Consider the following 16404-nt stretch of genomic DNA (forward strand, 5'->3'; position numbering starts at 1 on the left):
CGGGCGCCCGGCCGATCTCCGGCCAGGCGCCCGCCAAACGATGCTTTTTTATTGTATCGGCGAGCGATCTAATTGCCGATCCCCGGCATGATGAAGACCTTGGTGGTGGCCGGGCTGGCGGGGGCTTTCACCTTGCCGGCGCCTTTCAGCCGCGGCAGTTGAAAGTCCGACATCTTGCAGGCTTTCTTATCCTTGCTGCCCGCCGGGCAGACTTCGAGACGCCAGTTCCGGCTGCCGCTGAGCGCCTTCAGGTCAAAGTTGGCTTTAACGCCCGTCATCTGTTTCGGCAGCTTTGCCGAACGCACGCGCTGGAAACCTTTCCCGGTCTTGCGATAAAAGCGCAAAGCATACTTGGCATTCGGCTCGCCACCGGACAACTGGATCCGACCCTGCCTGACGCGCCCCTTCGGCGACTGGATCGCGAAGGCCGCACCGGGCAGCAGTGTCGCCTTGCCGACTGCGACAGGTTTGCCGGCCTGCTGCGAATGTGTCGGCTTCGGCTTGCCGATCGAATACCCCTCGGTTGCATTGTTCACAACACCCACGGTGACGATCTTCTGGCACACGAAGTGTTCGATAACCTCCTTCGAGCCAACCTCATTGCCATATTCATTCCGCACCTTGAGCGCGTAGAGCACGGTTTGCGTTGAGGGCCCGTTGCTCCAGTCCAGTTCGTGCATATAACTGGTGCCGTGGCCGTGATTGGGGGCCAGTTCCACGGGCATTTCATACTTCAGCGAACCGCCGGCAAAGAACCCAGCGGTGCCGGAGAACCCGTTCGCATCGGCGCTGACTGTACCGCTCATGTAAGCTCTTTCAGGGCAGACATAGCCGTTCTGCGTTTTCTTGCCGAGCGGCGAGACCGACAGCGACACCGCCTTCGGCATCGGGATATTCGGCGCGAGCTCGTCAGCACCGCCCTCGAGAGCGCCACTCACCACCGGGTTGCGGCATTCAATGTTTTTCATTTTCTGCAGAGAATCGACAACGTCGCCCAGAGCATTGTGCACCATCATCGTGAGGGGCACGTTCTGCTGCGTCGTGGTTTTTCCCTGCCAGGAAATCTGATGCTTGCCGGCAAAGACCTTCTTCTCGTCGTCCTCGAAGCTGAAGGGCTTTTCGGCGAGCTGATTGCCGGCGGCGCCGAGCGTCACTGTGCCCGAGGCCTTACCTCGGCCATCGACCCGGCCGATGACAGTGATAACCGCCGGACAGACCTTGCCCTGGTGCGACACCTCTTCATCCACCGCGACAGTCAGCACCGCAGCCTTGGGCGGTAAAGCGCTCACCTTCTCGTTGCTCGGCCCGCCGCATTTGACGTCGTAGTCAGCCCAGTTGGAGAAGAAGGGAGGCGCCTGGCCGATCATCCGGACCTTGCCGGACTTATTGGCATTGACCGGGTAGTCGTGCTCGAAGACCGCCACGCCTTCGGCATTGGTCGTCACTGTCTTCAGGCTGCTTTGCTGGCCCTTGTCATCGACATAGAGGAATTTCACCTGAGTGTTCGGCTCGCTGGAGGTGATAGAGCCGGAGAGCTGCAGTTCGCAGCTGCCTTGGACGCTCTGGTCGTCGTTTGCGTTCAAGGTCGCAGCCGTAATGTCGTTCGCCACCGGGCCCAGGTCGGCCGGATCACCTTTACAGATGACAGTGACTTTGTCGTACTGGTTCCAGCCGGTCACCTCCGGCAGAAAGGGCGCACCCTCAATCCCAGTCATTTCGTAGTCACCCCAGGCCGAAACAGCGACTTGGATCCAGCGGTCCTGACCGAAGATCTCCGTATTGCTCATGCCCTGGTCCCGCAGCTTGTCGGCATGGTTCTCGCAGGCAGCGACCATGGTTGACCCATACTCTTCAGGCAGCAGCGAGAACGGCACCTGTTCGTCAACCGATTTGGGGCGCGGTACGGAATAGCTCTGCGAACTACCGGCGGTGTGAAAGTTACCCCAGGCAGCAACCCAACCCGGGCTCTCATTGCTCTGATATCCCATCACCGGCCGGGTGCTCCAGAACTTCACGCGGCCCGACAGGCCGGCATCCAGTTCCACCCTGATGGTGCCGGCAATCGACGAGCCGTTCTGCAGCGCGGTGTATTCGTCAATGTTGGAGGCGACGGTGATCAGCGGGTTGTTCAGCGCAACCACATCAAACGAATAGGAGTCCGCGGCGGCCGGTCCGGCTGTCGTGACGGCAGCACCAAAAACGGTCGCAGCCATGAAGCGACGGCGGCGGGTTGCCGCTCCCGCACTCTGCGGAAACAGCGTTTTCAACGATTGGCCCAGCATGGATCTCTCCTAACATCCATCATTCACAGAAACCGGCCTAAGACCGGAAAGCTGCGACTTTGTCGTCACCGCCGAATCATTGGTTCAATGCGCCAAGCGGACTGCTTAGGCGGATCTGGACGGAATGAAGAGGTGGCAACCCTTGCGGCGGCTGGGATACAGACAATTCCCCGCACCATGAACCGGCGAAACCGCACAAAGCCTATGCAGCTTTGCAGCGACGGCCCGACATCCAGCGATATCAAGGAGATCGCCGGACTCTCCGCATCGCCCATGAATCAGACGTTAAGGTTACCGGTCACGGCGACTGGCTGGGCGTGCAGCCGCCGCGACCGGCGTTGTGCCGGGTCCTAGGAGAAAGACCCGGCCAACCCTCACCCGCCCAGACCGGGCATGACAAAGACCTTGGTTGTGGCCGGATTGGCGGGGGCTTTCATCCCGCCGGCGCCTTTCAGCCGCGGCAGTTGGAAGTCCGAGGACTGGCAGGCCTTCTTGTCCTTGGTGCCGGCCGGGCAGACCTCGATGCGCCAGGTCCGGCTGCCGCTCAGGGCCCTCAGATTAAAGGTCGCCGTGCGACCGGTCATCTGCCGGGGAAGCTGGGCGGAGCGCACCGACCTGTAGCCGCGCTCGTCCCCGCGGTAGAAGCGCAGGTCATACTTGGCGTTCGCCGGGCCACCGGAAAGCTGGATCCTGCCTGCCCGCACCCGGCCCTTCGGCGCCTGGATCGCGAAGGCTGGAGCGGTCTGCAGCGCGACCTGCCCCACTACCTCGTTCGTCGGCGCATGAGTAGCATTTGAGCCGCCGGAGGACAGACCGCTGACGGCCGGATCGCGATTGGTCTCGATCTTCTCGCAGGCGATGCGCTTGGTCACCACCTCGGAGCCAACCTCGATGCAGTACTGGTTCTCCACCTTGAAAGCATAGATCACATCCTTCTCGGGAAAGGCACCGGCGTCCCAGTCGAGCACATGCTCGACACTTTGCCCCTGGCCTGTATTCGGACCCAGGTTCACCCCCTGGCTGTGCTGCAGCACAGCCCCGGCAAAGTAACTGATCGAACCGGAGAACCCTTCGCTGCCGCTCTGAACAAAACCACCCATGCCGATCTTCGTCGGACAGACGTAGCCGTTCCGGATCTTACTGCCGAGTTCCGATATGGAGAGGTTGTACGACTGCGGTTGCGGTGTTGCGTTGGAAGAAAGGCCATCCACCCGGTCGGTATCACCCCGGACAGGCTCCGGATTACGGCATGCAAAAGTCTCCGTCTCCGTCTCTCGGTCCACCTCGACCCCCTCGGCATTGTCGAGGCGCAAAACATACTCGACATCCTGCTGAAAAGGGCTCTCGACGCCCACCCAGTTGAGAGTGTGCTCACCGAGAATGGTGTCAGTCACACCGTCTTCGATGGTAAAAGGTTCTTCTGTCAGAAGCCCTCCGTCCGCGCCCAGAAAGGCGTTGCCGGACGCGGAACCCTGGCCGGTAAAAGCACCGATGAGCTTCACTCTCGTCGGACAGATACGGCCCTGATAAAGGATCTCATCCGTCGTGCGTATGACCTGCAGGCTGTGCACCTTGGGCGGGGCCATGTTGATGGCGGTCGGGAAATTCACGGTCTTGCAGCTCACCTCCAGCGGCCGCTCGACCGAGACCAAGACGCCGCCGGCTCTGAAAATCTGAAACGAGAGATCCATCGTCTGTTTGGGCGGTGCGTCCCCGATCTGGGGCACGTTGCTCCACCGCACTTCGGGCTGGAAGGGCAACGCCAGTTCCTCATCCTTCACGATGCTGAAGCTGTATTCCTTCACCTGCGACTGGGATTCGAACAACGACGGCTGCTGCCTGGCAATCAAGACCGCCCTGCCCTCAAAAGGATCCCTACCGAGGATTTGAGCGTCCAGAACAATCTCCGCCGGGCAGATGTAGCCCTGATACATCCTTTCGCCGACCGACGTCGGAGAGAAGGTCGGCAGCGGTGGTGTTGGGTCGTTAGACGCAAGCTCGGCATCTGTACAGCTGACGGACACCATCTTCTGCAAGGCGTCTTGCAGGGGCGCTTGAGAAGGGGCCTCCGGTGCCGCTGCTTCGTTGCCTATTTCGTTGTTTTCATTGTCGCCGTTATTGGTCGGCTTTTGCCCATAGACAAACATGGTCAAGGGTATGTCTTGCTGCGTCGCGGGTTTTCCATGCCAGGAGATCTGATGCTTGCCTCTGAAAGCGACAGTCTCATTGCCGGTGACCTTGAACGACCATTCGGCGATCTGATTCCCGTCGGCGCCAAGCGCAATCTTACCCGAACTCTTGCCACGGCCTTCGATGCTTCCGATGACCGCGATGACTGCCGGGCAAACCTTGCCTTTGTGGGCAACCTCCTTCTCGACCTCAAATCTCAACGCCGTGGCCTTCGGCGGCAGCAGGGTAGCGAAGTCGTTGGCCACGCAATTGACTTCGTAGTTCTCCCAGGTCGACTTTGTTTCCTCACCCTCGATCACCATCCGGACCTGGCCGGTCTGCAGCCCCGTCCCCGACAACCGGTAAGTGTAGGCCTTCTGATGAAGAGAGTTCCCGGGTGTCACCACAGTATGAGTCTCGCTTTTCTGGCCGCTCCCACTTTCAAAATGGAAATCCACTTCTGTACCCGGCGCATTCGTCCGGATGGTGGCGACCATCGAAACCGAGCAGGCGGCGGCACTGTCATTGCCGACGACCTTCAGGTTGGCGATTTCAACTTCCGGCACCACCGGCGGCGTGACCAGCGATGCCGATTTCTCGCAGACGATCCGGACCCTGGGGCCATCGTCGTCGGACCAGATACCGTACACCAGCCCTCGACCTTTGCCGTCGGCGCCATCCGGACCAGTCATCTCATAGGTGTACTCACCCCTGACACGGATACCGATGATGTGCTCCGCCGAGAAGATCTCTTCGTCGGACTGACCCTGGGTGTCTCGCAGATGTGCGGCGCGCGCGTTGCAGGCCTCCAATACATGGGCTTCATAGGCGGCGCGCGGAATAGAGAAGGGAAAGCTGCCCTGCACTCTCGTGGGCCGCTCCCCGAAAGGGTAAGTCACCGCATGACCGAGCTCCGGGAACTGCTGCTTTTCCTCCAAGCCCTCTGCCAGGATGCTGATCCAGGCATGCCAGGCTTTGACGCGCCCGATGAGTTCGGCGTCGAAGTCCACGTCCAATTCACCGGTTATCGCCGGGGCGGATAGCAGCACCCTGGCGTATTCCCCCTCGTGATACAGCACCCTGATTTCTGCAGGGTCCAAATGGGCTAGCTCTACAGAACCATAGTCCGCCATAGCCGGATTGCCGGCGAACATCGTCACGACCAGCGCGGCGGCGGCCAGCAGGCCGCGCCCAGATCGCTTGCCAGGTGTATAGCGCATCACGCTGGCCATCTCGCGGGCATGTGCAAGGACGTTGAAGCGGCTGGGCATGGTCTTTCCTCGACAGTGATGATCGGAACCTCAGCCAAAGGCCGAGTGGTTGCCCTTAAGTCGCTTTCAAGCGGCCCGGTGTTCAAAAACCGGACAGCGGCGAAACCCCTCTGATCCCCATCACAAAGGCAACAGGAAACCCCCAAATTCCCTGGATATATCGCCGCGGCAGACCTTTGAACCCCCGAGTACGAATAGCGCTATACGAATTTGTTGAGCCCATCCCCGGCGCCTTGGCCGATGCCTTTCATCGATAGCGCGCATCGACAACACAAAAGGAAGGGTCAGGAGAGCCGTGAACCGGACCTCCGGCCTTGGTTCGGCTCGAAACGTTCGGCCTGATGGGAAGGATAGACGGCGGGCGGCTGCAGTCGCCGCCAACAGCCGCCCGCCTACAAGTGCCGAGCAGACCAACTGCATAGCTCTTCGAACAGGCCGATAGCGGCCCGAGGGCAAGAGCGGTTTCCGGGAAGATGCCCTGTGGGTGACCCTTCGCGGTCGGCACTTGAGTTCTGAATTTTCTAAATAGCGCCGGCGGCGCGTTCCATAAACCCGCGTCTGTGAATAGCGCTAAACGAAATTGTTGAGGGCCTGGCGGCAAGTGCGGATGAACGGGTGTTCGGGCGACAATGAAGCACCCGCCGCCGCAATGGCGCAGGCGTTCAGTTCAAGAAAAGGAAGTAAAATGACGGGCGGCCGTAGTCGCCGCCAACAGCCGCCCGTCTGCAAGCACCGAGCAGACCAATTGCTCAAGCCTGCCGCCTGGCCTATCCTGACCAGACGGCAAGAGCGTGATCCGAGAAGATGCCATGTGGGTGACCCTTCGCGGCAGGCGCTTGCGGGAAATGACTTAATGGCAAAGTCGCCGTCTTGGAACCCGCGAAACCGCACAAGGCGAATGCAAGATCGCAGGAACGAGGCCAACCTTGGTAAAGAGCCGGAACGACTCTCCTCTCAGGGGAGTCCTCCCGGCTCTTTTTTGGCAGTTCCACACAACGGGCGCTCTGGATGCCCGGCCACAGAAAAGGGCGGCTGCCGCCATGGCAACCGCCCTTATGCTTCCCTATCGCCCTCCGGACCTCAGAGGACGGACCGTCAGGGCATTACTGCCAGGGGTTACCCCCCGGGAAGACCGTCGAATTGTCGGGCTTCGGTTCCTGCATGTGCTTTCCGGGTCCTCCGGGCGCCGCATGCTTCACTTCGAAGCGCCGCTCCCTGCAGGTATTCGGCAGGATCTGGAGTCCGCGCCCATTGCGGGTGGCGCAAACCTCCACCCGCCACTGACCAGGCTTCATCTTTGCGAGGTTCAGGTTGGCCACACCATTGGCCATCTTTGTCGGCAGGTAAGGATCCGTTACAAGCTTCATACGATAGAAGCGCAAAGCATAGATGGCGCCCGGTTTCGCGCCAATAAGGCGCACCTTTCCTCCGGCAACCTGAACGGCGCTGGCGGGAAGCCCGACCTGCGGATTGCCCGGCAACTGTGCGCTGCTGTCCGGAACGACTCCCGCCACCGGCGTGCATTTCATGACTTCGTCCTTGGATATGATCTCAAGAGTACTGCCGGAACTCCCGTAGACCTGCATGCTCAGGTGTATTTTTTGCTCCGGGGTCGGTTGCGGTCCCACGGCAGAGACCAGCCCGACGCCTTTCCACGCCAAAGTCCTTTCAGAGGGCGCGACGATATCCAGATTGACACCCGCATTCAGGGCAAAAGGAACCGGCCCGAAGCTCTTGTGTTCAGCGAAGAGTACTACTGTGCCGGAGACATCGCTGCGGCCGACGAGGTTCCCGATCACCTGGTAACGGCTTGGGCAGAGGAACCGCCCGCCGACGGGGACGGACTCGACGACCTTCACCTTGATCGACGGCTCCGGCCAGACCGGATGGCAAATCAAGCGCAATTCGTTCTCGTCTTCGTCGGCAACGAAAACATCGGCAGTACCCTCATTTGCGCGAACGATCGCTCGATAGATCACTAGCTGGTTCGGCGCGGTTTCGCTTGCCGCCGAAACGCCATGCCACGAGATATCGTGACCAGCAGCGAATTTGTCTTCGCTGCCCGCTTCGAGATCAAACTGGCGGATCTCCAGCAGTGAGTCATTGCCGAAGAGCTGAACCGTGGCTGCACCCTGGGCCCTGCCTGAGACCTGGCCGCGCACCCAGATGCGCGATGGGCAGGACCAACGCTCTCCGAGAACCACTTCTTTTTTTGTTTCAGCTTCCAGGATCTCGATCGTCGGCGGCAACTCGGTCGTCTTGCCGCCGGGCGCTGCCGTCGCGTTGCAGGTTACCGCATAGTCCACCCAAGGGGACTGGAAATTCGAACTCTCGCCGACCATGCGGATTTTGCCGCTCATGGCACCGCCGTCGTCCGTCAGCGGAAGCTGATGGGTGAAGTTGGCGATCTTGGCCGCGGACGTCGTTACGGTCTTGACGCCGCTCTTTTCACCCTTGTCATCGACGTAGCGGAAGCTCACCGTTTCGTTCGGGTGTAGACTCGTGATGCTGCCGGCAGCGTTCAGGCGGCAGACCGAGATGTTGCTCGTCACGGTGATGGCCAGCGCCGAGTCCGCCACTTGATTCAGAGTCAAGGTAGTCAGAGGGCCGAACTCTATCTTCGCGCAGGTCACCATGAGTTCCGGATCGAGGGCGGCTTCTTGCGGTGGGACGATACCGCCGGCGGCACCTGACATCTCGTAGGTCAGCGCACCTCTGACAGGCACCTTGACCAGGTGGTCGGAACCGAAGATGTCGAAATTGGATATGCCATCCGCCCGCAGATCGGCGGCGTTCTGGTTGCAGGCATCCGCGGCAAGTGCGGAATAGACCGAGCGCGGGATTACCAAGGCCTCGTCACGGTCGACTGTTTTCGGGCGGCTGCCGACGGGGTAGGAGACCGTAAGCCCGTTGTCCTTGAAGTCGAACCACTGACCCGAACTCATCTTGCCCTGCGCCCAGGCGCTCCAAGTCTTGACCCGGCCGACGGTGCCGGCATCCAGCAGGATCCGGACATGAACGACGACATCGTCTGTGCCGTCTTCCACTTGGGTGTAGATGGCACCGTTACCGATCACCTTGATAGACGGTGCGGACAGCTGCTTGACATAAATCTGACCATCGTCGGCGAACACCGGCGCCGACAGCAAAAGGCCCGCCGCCACGGTGGCAGCGCCGATCAGACAGTGTTGAAATGCCGGGTTCCCATGGCGGCGGCTCGACGCATGGCTTTGGCGGCGCCGGGCGCCGCGGCTCGAAGAGACCCACATCATCTTCTCCTAAGTCCGAATTGTCCTGGATCCGTAACTCCGGATCCATTGCCTGTGGGTCGCATGTATGGGGTGGGCGGTTCACTCCGACCTGAAGCCTTTTCGCCTCTTCGGGTTTCACGGGCGTTGCCGCCCCGCTGGAACGTCCAAGCAATAAGACGAAAAGATGGTGACGGGCGGCCGCAGTCGCCGCCAACAGCCGCCCGTCCACGGGTTGCCGAGCAGAAAAATTGCTCACCCCCCGTTCCTTCGGGCCGGCAAGCGGCCCGATTGCGCTCCTAGGTCGAACAGGAGCAGGGTAAAGTTCAATCTTTCTGGGAAATTCGGCCGTCAGCTTTCGGGCAGGGGAATGAACTCGTCTTCGCCGGGCACGGCGGCGAAACGCCCGGCCTTCCAGTCCGCCTTGGCTTGCTCGATGCGCTCGGGCGTGGAGGCGACGAAGTTCCACCAGATATGGCGCTGACCGTCGATGGCCGCGCCGCCGAGCAGCATCACCCGGCTGGCCACCCTTGCCGTCATTTCCACTGCCGCGCCGGGAGCAAGGACCGCCATGGTGTTCGATTCATACGGCCGTCCCGCGATCTCCAGACTGCCACCCACGACGTAGACCGCCCGTTCGGCATGGTCGGCGGGCAGTGTCAGCGCCGCCCCTTCATCGAACTCCGCATGAACATAGAACATCTCCGAAAACACCCGCACGGGCGAAGACTGGCCGAAGACCGCGCCGGCGATCAACCGCATCCAGACACCCGGCCGCTGGATCTCGGGCAAGTCCGCCGTTGGATAGTGAACGAATTCCGGTTCGGTCTCTTCCTGGGCCAGCGGCAGCGCGATCCATGACTGCATCCCATGCAGACGCTGAACGCTCGCCCGGGCTTCCTCACCGCTGCGCTCCGAATGCACGATGCCCCGGCCCGCGGTCATCCAGTTCACCGCGCCGGGCCGGATCGCCTGAACCACCCCCAGACTGTCACGGTGCATGATCTCACCGTCAAAGAGATAGGTGACCGTCGCCAGACCGATGTGGGGATGGGGCCGCACGTCGATGCCCTGCCCCGCCGCAAACTCCGCGGGGCCCATCTCGTCGAGAAAGATGAAAGGGCCCACGAGGCGCCGTTTGGCATAGGGCAGAATACGCCGCACGGAAAACCCGCCGAGGTCGCGGCTGCGCGGGGCGATGGTCAATTCGACGGGATCGTTGCTCTTGATCGTGGGGGAGTCGTTCATTGTCTTTTGTCCAAAAGGTCTCCGACCGACCCAGAGGCGCGCCGGGGCGGTCTAACGCTCGTGCTGTTCGAGCGAGGGAGTCCTGGTTTTCAGGCGCCACATCTCGAAGAGTCCCATGCAGATCGGCACAACGCCGAGAGCCAGCAGCAACAATCCGGCCGGTTCGCTGCCCAAGCGGCTTTCCAGATAGGAAGTTGCATAGAAGTCGTCGATGACGGGTTGCCCCCATTCACCATAGGACAACAGGGCGACGCTCCAGGCCACCATACAGAAAGCGGCGCTCAGCAGAGCCAGCACGCGGATGATGGAGCGCGCCAGATCGGCGCTGCCCAGGGCCAGCAGATAAGCCACTAAAGCGGTCGTAAACAGCAACGGCAGGAGGTCCATCGCCTTGAGCCCTTCTTTCTCCCCCGGCTTCACCCGCCAGGGTCCTGTCTGCCCCCGAAATGCCCGACTGTCAGCCTGCAGCCCGCTCGCCCGTGGCGGCTCCCTCGCTGCCCTGCTCTTTTTGGAGCGGGCGATCACCCGGCTCCCAATCCCCGTCACCCCCAAGCGCCGCGATCATCTTATCGACGGCACCCGCAGCCTCTTCCAGCACCGCCTCGTCCGTCGACCGCAGCACCACCCTGACCCCGAAGTTACCCTGCCGGTTGAACGGATAGCTGCCGATCTCGACAGCGGGAAACCGCGTCTGGATCTCGCCCAGGCTTGCGGCGATGGTGCCCTCGCCCAAACCTATCGTCACGGTCTTCGACTGCAGCGGCGCGCCGCCGGCAAGACGATGCCGCAGGCTCTGGAACATCGCCTGCATGATGGCGGGAATACCGGCCATTACGAAGACGTTCTCCATCTGGAAGCCGGGCGCCTGGCTCACCGGGTTCTCGATCAGCGTCGCCCCCTCCGGCGTCCGCGCCATCCGCAGGCGCGCCTCGTTCAGTTGGCCCGGTTCATAGTGGGCTTCAAGGATCGCCCGCGCCTCCGGGTTAACGATCAGGGGCACGCCGAAGGCCTTTGCGACGCAGTCGGCGGTGATGTCGTCGTGGGTCGGCCCGATCCCGCCGGTGGTGAAGACGTAATCGAAACGCGGGCGCACCTCGTTCAGGGTGGACACGATGACCGCCTCGTCATCGGGCACCACCCTGACCTCCATCATGCGGATACCGATGCTGTTCAGTTCCTCGCCGATGTAGGCGAGGTTTTTATCCTGGGTGCGCCCGGAAAGAATCTCATTGCCGATGATAAGCAGGCAGGCTGTGATCGTCGGCGCCGTCACGATACTCAGAACTCCAGCCGCGGCAGCACGGCATCGCTGCGGACATAGCCCTTGGCTTCCATGCAGCCGGTCATCAACGACCCCCGGCGCTGCCGCAGGTCGAACTCGTCGACCCGCTGGCGCAGGCCGGAATAGCGCGACTGGCTGGTCAGCGTGTCGATCCCGGCGTTACGGTCATCGGTGATCTGGGCGTCGCGTCGCGTCTGCGCCGATGCATAGGCATAGCAGTCCTCGATGTCGGCCCGATAGGCCTCTTCATCCTCGGCCCGCTGCACCTGCCAGGTGGAGCCGTCGGGGCCCTTCAGGATCACGCCGCCTTCCTCTTCGCCATCGGCCGCCGGCAGGCCCGCGCTCTGTTCGCTTTCGCTCACGCCCGGGGGCGGCAGGGCATCGCCACCGGCCGCACCGGCATCAACGCTGCCCGGTGGCGGAGCGGAGCCGCTGTTGTCGCCGCCGAGTACATTGGAATCCGAAGTGCAGGCGGCCAGCGCCAGCAGACCTGCGGAAGCGATGGAGATAAGCAAAAGCGAACGGCGGCTTGACTGGACGAGCATGGAAAATCCCTTGCGGCGACGAGGTCCAATAGGCGCCTCCAAACCCAGATCGAAGAGCCTGGGTGGAGCAGGCGGAAAGGCATTGCTAGACTGTGATTCCTAGAGTGGCTTCCCGGGCTGCAAGTTGCAAGCCCATGTCATTAACTCTTCGCGGAGCGATAACACCTGACGGTTGAGCGCCTCGAGGCTTCAATTAGATCATCGTAATGGACTTTCCAGCCCCCCTGATCCAAGGCCGTCTGATCCGGCGCTACAAACGTTTTCTCTCCGACATCGAAATGCCGGACGGCAGTGAAATCGTCGCTCACTGTGCCAACCCGGGCTCCATGCTGGGTTTGGCCACTCCCGGTTCGGTTGCATGGCTCTCCCCCGCGACCAACCCAAAGAGAAAGCTGAAATTCTCCTGGGAACTGGTCGAATCCGAGGGGGCGCTGGTCGGAATCAATACCGGGCGGGCCAACGCGGTGGTCGCCGAAGCGCTGGAGGCGGGCAGCCTGGAGGCTTTTCAGGGCTATGGGGCGGTGCGGCGCGAGGTTCCCTACGGGTCCAACAGCCGGATCGACTTCCTCCTGCCGGGCGACGAGGCCCCGGACTGCTTCATAGAAGTGAAGTCGGTCACCCTGAAGCGCGGCGGCGGTCTGGCGGAATTCCCCGATTCGGTTACGGCGCGCGGCGCTAAACATCTGATGGAGCTCGCAAAAATTGCCCAAGAGGGTCAACGGGCGGTGATGCTCTTCCTGGTCCAGCGCGGCGATTGCGATGCCGTCTCCGTGGCCGAGGACATCGATCCCGTCTACGCCGCCGCCCTTCGCCAGGCGTTAGCAAAAGGGGTTGAAGTCCTGTGCTATAGTTGCAACGTATCGCCGGAGGCGGTGAGGTTGGACGCTGCCCTGCCTTTAAGGCTATAAGCGGCTTCCGCAGCGCGACTCTTTAAGGAAGACTGCGGTAAGATTTGGCCCCCGAGCGCCAGTTTTTTTGGGGCCGGTTTCGGAGAGCAACTCCCCAACAGGGGTCGAAGAGATGAAGCAAGGTTACAGCGCAGAAAGAGTCAGCCCGCGGGACGGCGGCTACGTCATTCACGACGAAGCCGGCTTTGAGGGCATGCGCCGGGCCGGCAGACTTGCCGCCGAGACCCTGGACATGATCACCCCGGAGGTGAAGCCGGGTGTAACGACGGAAGATCTGAATCAGCTCTGCCACGACTTCATCGTCGGCCACGGCGCCGTCCCGGCTCCCCTGGGCTATCGCGGTTTTCCCAAGTCGATCTGCACCTCGGTGAACCATGTCGTCTGCCATGGCATTCCCAGCCCCGACAAGCGGCTGGAGGACGGCGACACGCTCAACATCGATGTCACCGTCATCGTCGACGGCTGGCACGGCGATACCAGCCGCATGTTTTACGTCGGCGAACCCAAGATCAAGGCCCGCCGCCTCGCCGAAGTCACCTATGAATCGATGATGCGCGGTATCGAGGTGGTGAAGCCCGGCGCGACCCTGGGCGACATCGGCCACGCCATTCAGAGCTTCGCCGAGAAGCAGCGCTTCTCCGTGGTGCGCGACTTCTGCGGCCACGGCCTGGGCCAGGTTTTCCATGACGCGCCCAGCGTGCTGCACTACGGCCGGCCGGGCGACGGCATCGCCCTGCGCGAAGGCATGTTCTTCACCATCGAGCCGATGATCAACGTCGGACGGCCGGAAGTGAAGATCCTGCAGGACGATTGGACGGCGGTGACCCGCGACATGAAGCTTTCGGCCCAGTTCGAACACTCCATCGGCGTCACCGCGACGGGCTATGAGATCTTCACCCTCTCGCCCAAGGGCTGGCATGCCCCGCCCTATGAGGTCTGACGCAAAACACCGCAAGCCGGCCTAGGGCAGGTGGAAGAGGCACCCTCAAAGGACCTCAAGCCTCACTATCACGGGCATCGCGACCGCCTGCGTGATCGCCTGCTGGAACGCGGCGGCGACAGCCTTGCCGACCACGAGATCCTGGAATTCCTGCTCTTCGGCGCCAAGCCGCGCGGCGACACCAAGCCACTGGCCAAGGCGCTGCTGGCTGCCTTCGGCAGCCTTTCGAAGGTGCTGACCGCCAACCCGGAGGCCCTGGCCAAAGTGCCGGGCATGGGCAAGGCCTCCATCGCCGCCCTGATGATCGTGCCGGAGGCCGCCGCCCGCCTGGCGCGCGAAGAAATGAACGAGGCGCCGGTCATTTCCGGCTGGGACAAGCTGCTGGACTACTGCCGCATCACCATGGCCCACGAGCCGGTGGAACAGTTACGCCTGCTGTTCCTCGACAAACGCAACCGCGTCATCGCCGACGAGGTGCAGCAGCAGGGCACCATCGACCACACCCCGGTCTACACCCGCGAAGTGGTGAAGCGGGCCCTGGAGCTGGGCGCCGCCGCCCTCATCCTCGTACACAACCATCCCTCCGGCGAACCCGAGCCCTCGCCCGCCGACATCGCCATGACCGAGGAACTGCGCGCAGCCGCCGACAAGCTGGGCATCGCCATCCACGATCATCTGGTCATCGGCCGCGCCGGCCACGCCAGTTTCCGGGCAATGGGTTTGCTGTAGGCCCCGCACAGCGTTATAAAACACCCCTCGCGGCGCTATAAAGCAGGCCTCGCAGCACTGTCTTTCCTTTCCTTCCGCGGCCCCTTTCGGGGCCTGCTCTCGTTCCGGACCGGACGCCTCTTGTTTCAGGAAACCCTTGGATGATCCCTCGCTACAGCCGACCCGAAATGACCGCCATCTGGGAACCGGAGAACAAGTTCCGCATCTGGTTCGAGATCGAGGCCCATGCCTGCGACGCCCAGGCCGAACTCGGCGTGATCCCCAAGGAAGCCGCCAAGGCGGTCTGGGAGCGCGGCGCCTTCGAGGTGGCGCGGATCGACGAGATCGAGCGCGAGACCAAGCACGACGTCATCGCCTTTCTGACCAACCTGGCCGAACACGTCGGCGAGGAAGCGCGCTTCGTGCATCAGGGCATGACTTCCTCCGACGTGCTGGACACCTGTCTGGCGGTGCAGTTGACCCAGGCTGCCGACATCCTGCTGACCGATCTCGACCGCCTGCTGGCGGCGCTGAAAGAGCGTGCGCTGGAACACAAGAACTCGGTCTGCCTGGGCCGCAGCCACGGCATCCATGCCGAGCCGACCACCTTCGGCGTGAAGCTGGCCGGCCACTACGCCGCCTTCCAGCGCAACCGAAAGCGCCTCGAACAGGCGCGCGAAGAGATCGCCACCTGCGCCATTTCCGGCGCTGTCGGCACCTTCGCCAACATCGATCCCTTCGTTGAGGTGCATGTCGCCGAAAAGCTGGGCCTGCAGGCCGAGCCGGTCTCCACCCAGGTGATTCCCCGCGACCGTCACGCCGCTTTCTTTGCGACCCTGGGCGTAATCGCCGCCTCGATCGAAAACCTCGCCACCGAGATCCGTCACCTGCAGCGCACCGAGGTGCGCGAGGCCGAGGAGTTCTTTGCGCCGGGCCAGAAAGGCTCTTCGGCCATGCCCCACAAGCGCAATCCGATCCTGACCGAAAACCTCACCGGTCTCGCCCGCGTGGTCCGCGCCGCGGTGGTGCCGGCACTGGAGAACGTGACGCTCTGGCATGAGCGCGACATCTCCCACTCTTCGGTGGAACGGATGTTCGGGCCCGACGCGACGGTGACCCTCGACTTCGCCCTCAACCGGCTGGCCGGGGTGGTCGAGAAGCTGCTGATCTATCCCGAAGCGATGCAGGAGAATCTGGATCAGCTCGGCGGGCTGGTCCATTCCCAGCGCGTCCTGCTGGCCCTCACCCAGGCCGGGATCAGCCGCGAGGATTCCTATCGCCTGGTCCAGCGCAACGCGATGAAGGTCTGGGCCGGCGAGGGCGATTTCCTGGAACTGCTGAAGGCGGACCCGGAGGTGTCAGGCAGGATCGACGAAGCGGCACTGGCCGCCTGCTTCGACCCGGCCTATCACACCAAGCACGTGGATACGATCTTCAAGCGGGTCTTCGGTTGAGCCGGAAACTGCAGAGGCTTGGCCTCTACTCCTCCATGATCTGCTTCTTGGCCTCGACCATCAGTTCTTCCATGCGCGTGCGCAGGCGGTGCTCGGTGAAATCGACGCCCTTGGCTTCCAGATCGCCCATGACCTTGCGCACCACATCGTCGGGGCCCGGTTCGTCGAGGTCGGAAGCCACCACGTCCTTGGCGTAGGCATCCACCGCATCGCCTTCGAGGTCGAGCAGTTCGGTCGCGAGCCACTGGCCCAGGAGCTTGTTGCGCCGCACCTCGGTGCGGAACTGCAAATCCTGGTCGTGCTTGAATTTGTCCTCGAAAGCCTTTTCGCGCTCGCTGAATGTACTCAT

General features: G+C 62.2%; 12 protein-coding genes. 4 read left to right on the forward strand and 8 right to left on the reverse strand.

The features are described from left to right. Positions 1-68: 68 nt before the first annotated feature. From ACP146_RS15750 to ACP146_RS15780, 7 genes are all read right to left on the reverse strand, one after another. Positions 69-2282, reverse strand: a complete 2214-nt coding sequence (locus ACP146_RS15750) for a hypothetical protein (RefSeq protein ID WP_422367700.1) — start codon at positions 2280-2282, stop codon at positions 69-71. 374 nt (positions 2283-2656) lie between these two features. Then, a complete protein-coding gene (locus ACP146_RS15755; RefSeq protein WP_422367701.1) occupies positions 2657-5722 on the reverse strand; it encodes a hypothetical protein in 3066 nt (1021 codons plus the stop codon). A gap of 1103 nt (positions 5723-6825) precedes the next feature. Continuing rightward, positions 6826-8994 carry a hypothetical protein gene (locus tag ACP146_RS15760; RefSeq protein ID WP_422367702.1) on the reverse strand — a complete coding sequence of 723 codons (2169 nt, stop codon included), beginning with the start codon at positions 8992-8994 and terminating at the stop codon, positions 6826-6828. Between the two features lie 327 nt (positions 8995-9321). Then, complete coding sequence (locus tag ACP146_RS15765) at positions 9322-10218, reverse strand: pirin family protein (RefSeq protein WP_422367703.1); 897 nt, start codon at positions 10216-10218, stop codon at positions 9322-9324. A 51-nt stretch (positions 10219-10269) separates the two neighbouring features. Beyond that, positions 10270-10605 (reverse strand): hypothetical protein, encoded by a 336-nt coding sequence (locus tag ACP146_RS15770; RefSeq protein WP_422367704.1) that lies wholly within the window; start codon positions 10603-10605, stop codon positions 10270-10272. A 70-nt stretch (positions 10606-10675) separates the two neighbouring features. Continuing rightward, entirely contained in the window at positions 10676-11491 is an 816-nt protein-coding gene (locus ACP146_RS15775) for a competence/damage-inducible protein A (RefSeq protein WP_422367705.1), read from the reverse strand. 5 nt (positions 11492-11496) lie between these two features. Beyond that, entirely contained in the window at positions 11497-12045 is a 549-nt protein-coding gene (locus ACP146_RS15780) for a hypothetical protein (protein ID WP_422367706.1), read from the reverse strand. 206 nt (positions 12046-12251) lie between these two features. Between ACP146_RS15780 and sfsA the strand changes: the two genes are divergently transcribed. The 4 genes from sfsA to purB all read left to right on the forward strand — a co-directional run bounded on the left by sfsA (position 12252) and on the right by purB (position 16055). Beyond that, entirely contained in the window at positions 12252-12953 is a 702-nt protein-coding gene (sfsA, locus tag ACP146_RS15785) for a DNA/RNA nuclease SfsA (protein ID WP_422367707.1), read from the forward strand. A 112-nt stretch (positions 12954-13065) separates the two neighbouring features. Continuing rightward, the gene (gene map, locus ACP146_RS15790; protein ID WP_422367708.1) at positions 13066-13893 is read left to right on the forward strand and encodes a type I methionyl aminopeptidase; all 828 of its coding nucleotides are present in this window, start codon (positions 13066-13068) and stop codon (positions 13891-13893) included. 30 nt (positions 13894-13923) lie between these two features. Beyond that, entirely contained in the window at positions 13924-14622 is a 699-nt protein-coding gene (gene radC, locus ACP146_RS15795) for a RadC family protein (RefSeq protein WP_422367709.1), read from the forward strand. Positions 14623-14762: 140 nt separating this feature from the next. Further along, a complete protein-coding gene (gene purB, locus ACP146_RS15800) occupies positions 14763-16055 on the forward strand; it encodes an adenylosuccinate lyase (protein ID WP_422367710.1) in 1293 nt (430 codons plus the stop codon). 25 nt (positions 16056-16080) lie between these two features. On the opposite strand, the gene ACP146_RS15805 is transcribed toward purB, so the two are convergent. Then, entirely contained in the window at positions 16081-16404 is a 324-nt protein-coding gene (locus ACP146_RS15805) for a DUF1476 domain-containing protein (RefSeq protein WP_422367711.1), read from the reverse strand.

Origin of the sequence: Pelagibius sp. (genome assembly GCF_965249265.1) — a bacterium.
Classification (GTDB): Bacteria; Pseudomonadota; Alphaproteobacteria; order Kiloniellales; family Kiloniellaceae; genus Pelagibius.